This is a genomic window from Shewanella sp. SM71 (genome assembly GCF_025653905.1).
In the GTDB taxonomy this organism is placed as follows: domain Bacteria; phylum Pseudomonadota; class Gammaproteobacteria; order Enterobacterales; family Shewanellaceae; genus Shewanella; species Shewanella oncorhynchi.
In genome coordinates this window covers 1-610 of record NZ_JAKKRW010000058.1, presented here as the reverse complement: position 1 = coordinate 610, position 610 = coordinate 1, and the positions used below count along the sequence as shown (strand labels likewise).

At 47.9% G+C, this 610-nt stretch carries 1 tRNA gene and 2 rRNA genes; all 3 read left to right on the top strand.

The features are described 5' to 3' along the window. Positions 1–196 (top strand): 23S ribosomal RNA (locus tag L5L97_RS22840); the annotation flags it as partial. Between the two features lie 137 nt (positions 197–333). After that, a 5S ribosomal RNA gene (gene rrf, locus L5L97_RS22835) occupies positions 334–449 on the top strand. Positions 450–485: 36 nt separating this feature from the next. Then, positions 486–562 (top strand) — tRNA-Asp (locus L5L97_RS22830). Positions 563–610 lie beyond the last annotated feature (48 nt).

The window sequence follows — 610 nt, the reverse complement described above, 5'->3', positions numbered from 1 at the left end:
GCATTGCCCGGTAGCTACGTTCGGAATCGATAACCGCTGAAAGCATCTAAGCGGGAAGCGAGCCCTAAGATGAGTCATCCCTAGGAATTTAATTCCTCTAAAGAGCCGTTCGAGACTAGGACGTTGATAGGCATGGTGTGTAAGCGTTGTGAGGCGTTGAGCTAACATGTACTAATGACTCGAGAGGCTTAACCATACAACCCAGATGGGTTTTACAAAGAAGCCTTAGACAGAATATCGACACTTGATAAAGTTAAAGACTCAACAGAAAATCAGCTTTCCGAATTATTATTAGCGTGAGCCAGAGATGGACACGGTAATAAACAGAATTTGCTTGGTGACAATAGCCTTGTGGAACCACCTGATCCCATCCCGAACTCAGAAGTGAAACGCAAACGCGCCGATGGTAGTGTGGGGTCTCCCCATGTGAGAGTAGGTCATCGCCAAGCGCCTAATTTAGGTTAACGTGTAGACGTTAAGCTAAAGGAGCGGTAGTTCAGTTGGTTAGAATACCGGCCTGTCACGCCGGGGGTCGCGGGTTCGAGTCCCGTCCGCTCCGCCAACATTAAGAGATAAGCCTCATCGAAAGATGAGGCTTTTTTCGTTATGG